Source organism: Mycobacterium sp. IDUB_19 (genome assembly GCF_055419445.1).
Map to the genome: position 1 here is coordinate 1 of NZ_JBVAXR010000083.1, position 5,807 is coordinate 5,807.

5 protein-coding genes and 1 tRNA gene are annotated in these 5,807 nt (G+C 63.3%); 5 read left to right on the top strand and 1 reads right to left on the bottom strand.

What is annotated here, in order from left to right; translation table 11 throughout:
• Positions 1–3 precede the first annotated feature (3 nt).
• The 3 genes from ACZY0B_RS26600 to ACZY0B_RS26610 all read left to right on the top strand — a co-directional run bounded on the left by ACZY0B_RS26600 (position 4) and on the right by ACZY0B_RS26610 (position 2,674).
• A tRNA-Ala gene (locus ACZY0B_RS26600) sits at positions 4–76 on the top strand.
• Positions 77–485: 409 nt separating this feature from the next.
• Positions 486–2,276: a diguanylate cyclase domain-containing protein gene (locus ACZY0B_RS26605; protein ID WP_463767228.1), complete on the top strand. Its 1,791-nt coding sequence runs from the start codon at positions 486–488 to the stop codon at positions 2,274–2,276.
• Between the two features lie 185 nt (positions 2,277–2,461).
• Positions 2,462–2,674 (top strand): hypothetical protein, encoded by a 213-nt coding sequence (locus ACZY0B_RS26610; protein ID WP_463767229.1) that lies wholly within the window; start codon positions 2,462–2,464, stop codon positions 2,672–2,674.
• A gap of 497 nt (positions 2,675–3,171) precedes the next feature.
• On the opposite strand, the gene ACZY0B_RS26615 is transcribed toward ACZY0B_RS26610, so the two are convergent.
• Positions 3,172–4,695, bottom strand: coding sequence for an APC family permease (locus ACZY0B_RS26615; RefSeq protein ID WP_463767230.1), 1,524 nt, complete (start codon positions 4,693–4,695; stop codon positions 3,172–3,174).
• A gap of 506 nt (positions 4,696–5,201) precedes the next feature.
• Between ACZY0B_RS26615 and ACZY0B_RS26620 the strand changes: the two genes are divergently transcribed.
• Together ACZY0B_RS26620 and ACZY0B_RS26625 are read left to right on the top strand one after the other, a co-directional pair.
• Complete coding sequence (locus tag ACZY0B_RS26620; RefSeq protein ID WP_463767231.1) at positions 5,202–5,414, top strand: helix-turn-helix transcriptional regulator; 213 nt, start codon at positions 5,202–5,204, stop codon at positions 5,412–5,414.
• 43 nt (positions 5,415–5,457) lie between these two features.
• Positions 5,458–5,807 (top strand): hypothetical protein (locus tag ACZY0B_RS26625; RefSeq protein ID WP_463767232.1); only part of this gene is annotated, 350 nt, incomplete at its 3' end.

Sequence of the window (5,807 nt, forward strand, 5' to 3'; positions counted from 1 at the left end):
TCAGGGGCTATAGCGCAGTTGGTAGCGCGTCTCGTTCGCATCGAGAAGGTCAGGGGTTCGATTCCCCTTAGCTCCACCCTTATTCCCAGTTCAGCTGCATAGATCTAAGAGATCACGCAGCCGCGTCAAGATCACCGACGCTCTGACTTCCCCACATCGTTGGTGTGCACGACCGCTGCGAGGAAGACTGCCAACTGTGTATCTCCACGGACTTCGTCGACGGACTTGATGCGGCCCGCCTCCTGACCGATCGATATCCGGCTCCTAGGCGCGCTGAATTGGGCCCAAAGACCCTTTTGGGGCGATGGGGGGTGGCGAAGCCTGAAGAACGTGTACGGCCCAGAGCGACATGTATTTAGTCAGGTATTGATCTTGTTGGTTTGGTGACATCGCTGACGTTCATTGCGCAGACTGTCAAATACCGCCGAGTTGCTCGGTGTGCGGCGCGACGTTGCTCTCAGACACCGCTCAGGGAGGGGCAGCCGATGGACCGACCCGGCAGCGGCGTGGCATTGGAACCCACGCTTGCTCGATGGGGCCGCGCCGCTGCCGTGGTCGTGCTTGTCGTCGCGGCCTTGGACTGGGTGGGCTGGGCGACTGGTGTCGAGGGGTTGACGCGGGTCTATCGGACCTGGCCGCAGATGACGCCGTGGACTGCGCTGTGGTTGGCCGCGCTGGGGGCGGCGATCCTGGTGCAGTCGGGGCAGCCGTCGCGTGGTCGGGTGCGGGTCGGGCGTGGCGTGGCCATGGTGGTGGGTGCCTTTGCCGTCGTTGTCATCGCGGAGTATGCGACCGCTCGGTCGTTCGGCCTGGACCAGGTGTGGTTCGGGGAAGCGGTGCGCACGCTGCAATCGTCCTGGCCGGGGCGTCCGAGTCCGCAGACGACATTGTCGGTCCTGCTCCTGGCCGCCGCCGTTGCGCTGGCGCGAGTGGAGCGCCCCTGGGCGCGGATGGTCTGGCCGCTGTGCCTGGTGGGTGCCGGGTTCATTCCGTTTGTCTCAGTCGTGGCCCACTTGTTCGATGCGATGGTGCTGGTGGACGTGACGCCGTCAACCGGGCTGGCGATGTCGACTGCCTTGGCTGTGCTCCTGCTCGTCGTGGCGACGGCGGTGGCGCGCCTTGACCGGCTTCCGCTCGCTTGGCTGCTCGCCCGACCCGACCGGGGGGCACTGGTGCGACTGTACGGCCTCGCCGTCGGCTTTCCGATTCTCGTGGCGTTGTCGCGGGTGGCATTCCTCGCCCTGGGCCGGAGCGAGAATGCTGCTTTTGCCCTCTCGGTGATGGTGTGCACGGGCGTAGCCATGTTGGTCGGGTTCCACTTACGCCGCCAAGAGCAGAATCTGCTGATAGAGAAGGAGCAACTGAGCAGGGAACGCGCTGACGCTGAGATGCGCTACCGGATTCTCGCCAACAACGCTGTCGACATCATCGTTCACCTGCACGGCAGCCAGGTCGCGTGGGTCTCGCCGTCCGTCGAGGCTGCGTTGGGCGGGCCGGCCCAGCGGTGGATCGGCTCAGGCTTCAGCCGTCGCATCCACCCCGACGACCTCGACACCCTCGCAATCGCGCTGCAGAGGATCGCCAGCGGCGAATCGGTCGTGCAGCGGTTCCGGGTCCGCTCCGTCGACGGTGGTTACCACTGGGTCGATGGCCACGGAAAGCCCTACGTGGATGCTGAGGGCAACATCGACGGACTGATCGCGGCGCTGCGTATCGTCGATGACCGGGTCGAGGCAGAGCAGCAACTCGATCGGTTGGCCCGGTTCGACACTCTCACGGGGTTAGCGAATCGTACCGAGGCAATTGGCCGCCTTGAGTCCGCGTTGGAGCACCCGCCAGCTTTTGGAATGCACCTCGGCATCCTGTTCTGCGACGTCGACGACTTCAAGGACATCAATGACACCTGGGGACACGGCATCGGCGACGCCGTGCTCACAACCTTGGCGGCCCGAATCTGCGAATCTGTCCGTCAAGGGGACACGGTTGGACGAACGGGGGGTGACGAGATACTCGTCGTGTTGCCCGGCCTCCACAGCATCGACGACGTCGCCCACATCGGCGAGAAGATTCGCCGTCGCGCCGCCGAACCGATCCACGAATCCGGTGTCACGATCCACACGACCTTGAGCATCGGTGCCACTATCGCCGCTCCCCGCGAGCCCGTTTCCTCGATCACGGCCCGTGCGGACGCGGCGATGTACCAGGCTAAGTTAAGCGGCAGGAACACCGTCATCCTGGTCGAACCAAACCAGCGATCACGACCTGCTGTTCGGTAATCCGCTTTTCACTGGCTGTCGTTGACACGACGAAATGGATCTCCAGGGTCCCAGGGGTAGCAAGTGGAACCCGTCGGCCTCGTGGTCACCCCTTATTTATCTCCGATCGGGCCACCGTGGCCGATTTTGTCTCGAAACAGAACGACGAAAGTGTGATCCGCGCTCAGCGTTCGGGTTTGGGATTCATGACCAACTCGTTGGGCTGGAAGCTTTCGGTGGTCGTATACGACCGTGCTGCGGACCACGAACCCGACCCCTGCGGAGACTATCGCGGCGACACACCGGTTGATCGGTGCTTTCGTGGCTACGCCGCGACGGTCGACGACACCGGGCTGTTGTGGTTGTGCGAGAAGCTGATTCCCTACGACGACGAGGGCGAGATGTCGACCGACTCCTGACGCCGAACAGCCCGCTACCTGCCAGTGTCGGAGTCAGGGTGAGGATGGAGTCGTGGCGATAACCAGCCCCGCGATATGGCTAAGTGGGTACACCACCGCCTCGACAACGCCCGTCGACGTGTTGAGGTGGAACAGCGGCTAGCCCTCGGCGACACGACGAATCACCCTGCAGCACAATCTGACAACCGGTAGCTGTGGATAGCAACGCGGATAGCAACGGCGCCTCAATTCGGGCGTGTCCACCGCTGTCCGCCTAGGTTCTCGAAACCTGTCTGACGTACTCGGATAGGTCACACGCGGATACCCACGGACCTTCTCGACGACACTGGGGGTCAAGTGGTCGCAGTTTCAAATCCTGTCAGCCCGACTCATGTGAGTCTCAAGACATCGGAATAGTTTCGAACCTGCGATCTTCGCGTGCGCGCTTTCACCCGCTCGGTGCCCAACTTTGCACACAACGCGGTTTTTATTCGTGTGGCGCCGAGTAACGCTCGTGTTCAGCGCACCCCGGAACCGGGCACAATGATCTCGGTCCCCACGTTGAGGGTCTTGCCGCGGAAGAAGTCCCGGCTGCCGAGTGCGCTGAGCGCCGCGACTGGGATGCCGAGCAGCAGCAGGCCCATCCCAAGGACGAATACGCCACCGACCGGGCCGAAGTGGGTCTTGCCGTAATCCGGCGCGTACATGTCGGTGGCGCTCTGCACGAACGCCCACGTCATCGCGACCGCGCCGATGAACGGTAGGGCGCCCCGCAGCCAGAAGTCGCGCGCCGATCGGCGCAGCGTGCGTCGGTAGGTCCACACGCACGCATACGCGGTGGTGGCGTAGTAGAAGGTGGTGGCGAGCCCCAGCGACGCCACCATGTCCGCCAACGAGTTCTGGCTGACCAGCGTCATAACAAGATAGATGGTGAACCCACCGATACCGATCACGAGGACGGCGAACCGCGGTGTCCGGTACCGGGGGTGTACCCGCGCGAAGCGCTGCGGTAGGGCCCGGTAGACCGCCATGGCCAGCATGCCCCGCGCGGTTTTGACCAGACTCGTCATCACCGACGCCAAAGAGGACGAACTGATCGCGAGCAGCAGCACAACGGCCAGGCCCCTACCGACCACCGGGTCTCCCAGAATGCTGAGGGCGTCGTTGGCGTTCTGGGGATTGTTTAGGCCGATGCCCGTTGTGCCGAACCCGGCGAAGGCTTGAGTCGCAAAGCTCACCAGCACATAGGTGCCGAGCATGAGGATCGTTGCGAGCACGGCGGCCTTGCCCGGGTTCTTGTGCGGCTGCTTGGTCTCCTCAGAGATCGACAGGCAGGCGTCCCACCCCCAGTACGCGAAGACGCACAGGATGGCCCCGTGGGCAACGGCTGCGGCGGATAGTCCCGCCGGAGACAGCCAATTCCACTGCGGCATCACCGCCTGTGGACCCGCGTGATGGCCGAAGACCTTCATCAACGCGACAACGCTGACCAGCGCCAGCATCGCGAACTGCACCGCCACCAGCACAGCCTGTGTGCGCTCGGTGACCTCGATTCCCCGTAGACACAGCAGCACCAAGCCGACGACGGCCAGCCCGCCCACCGCGACCTGAGCGGCCATCGAATTTGCCAATGGGTTCAGGTGCAGTGCCTTCAGCAAGTAGATCGCCGCGATCTGTGCGCCATTGCCGACGGCGACGGTCGCGGCGATCACCGAGGTCCAGCCGGTCAGCCAGCCGACCCATGGACCGAACGCGCGTGTGGCCCATGTGAAGGCCGATCCGCAGTCCGGGGTCTCGCTGGCAAGTTCGCGAAACGCGAAGGCGGTGAGCATCATCGGCAGAAACCCGATGACAAATAGTGCGGGCGTCTTGGCGCCCACCACCGCCACCATGCCGGCTAACACTGCCGCCAGACTGTAGGCGGGTGCGACCGACGAGATCGCGATGACCACGCTCCCGGTCAGGCCGACGATTCCTGGCCTCAGCCCCTTTCCGGCGGCCATCACACCGGTTGTCGGCGCCGAGTAGGCCTTACCCCTCATCGCCCCTCGGAAAGTGGGAAAAGTGGGGAGTTCGTTTGCACCGGTGCCAATGTATTTGTACTTGCCAATGCGAAACATCACCACCCGAGCAGGGCCGCTGACGTTTGCTCCCGTGTACGCGATCAGCATGTCGAAAAGCTGACACGCCTCGGGCGACAGCGGGCCTCACTAGGGTCACGACCGTAGTATCGCAGGGCACCTTCCGCGAGGCCGGGTCGTTGCAGTCGATCCATCCGACCACTTACTTTTGGGACCATTTCGGGACCACCCGTTATGCGCGCTGGTGAACGACCTGCGCGTCTGTCAACGTTGTGCACGGCCGTCGCCCACCTGCAGACTGCGTGTGACCCGTGGGAACGTGTTACCGCTACTTACTGGGGGTCAAGTGGTCGCAGGTTCAAATCCTGTCAGCCCGACCAGTGTCAGACCGTCCAGAGAACCTCCAGGTCACAGGTGTTCCTGCACCCGGCAGAGGGTTCGATCCGGGCTGGCTATGATCGCCGGTCATGTCTCATCAACTACCGGCTCTGGCGACGCCCGCCGAAGTCGCCGAGTATCTCCATACCACTGTCGCTTCGCTCGCCCAGGATCGCTACAAGGGCACCGGTCCGAAGTTCATCAAGCGCGGTAGTAGGGTGCTCTACCGGTGGTCCGACGTCTTGGAATGGTTAGAGCGCAACACGTTTCAACGCACCGACGATCCGAGACGGCACCGATGAGTGACGCCGCTGACCAACTCGCCGCCCCAAGTACTGCACACCTATGCGTAGGGGCGCGATCAGCTTTGGCGACGACAGCTCACGCAGTGCCGCCTCGGTGCCATTTGCAGATCAGCACGCAGTCGCCGAAGCCACCTTTACGAGTTTGCTGGCCCTGGCATTACGCGCCCGCCAGTCCGCAACCAGTCCGCAGCAGAGCTTCCCGAGGCTTTCGGTGACCAACACAACCAACCGCTTGACCTGCACATTCATTGAGGTGCCAACACAGCTTTTCGCAACCGGCGTGCAGGTGGGATCGTTCGCATCGAGAAGGTCAGGGGTTCGATTCCCCTTAGCTCCACAACGTTTGGGCAGGTCACACCGCGGTGTCGATGTCGAAGGCGTTGATCCGAA

What these genes read in the sequence shown, in the direction of transcription:
- ACZY0B_RS26605 (WP_463767228.1), top strand. Translation starts at nt 486, where the DNA reads ATGGACCGACCCGGCAGCGGCGTGGCATTGGAACCCACGCTTGCTCGA.
- ACZY0B_RS26610 (WP_463767229.1), top strand. Translation starts at nt 2,462, where the DNA reads ATGACCAACTCGTTGGGCTGGAAGCTTTCGGTGGTCGTATACGACCGT.
- ACZY0B_RS26615 (WP_463767230.1), bottom strand. Translation starts at nt 4,695, where the DNA reads ATGAGGGGTAAGGCCTACTCGGCGCCGACAACCGGTGTGATGGCCGCC.
- ACZY0B_RS26620 (WP_463767231.1), top strand. Translation starts at nt 5,202, where the DNA reads ATGTCTCATCAACTACCGGCTCTGGCGACGCCCGCCGAAGTCGCCGAG.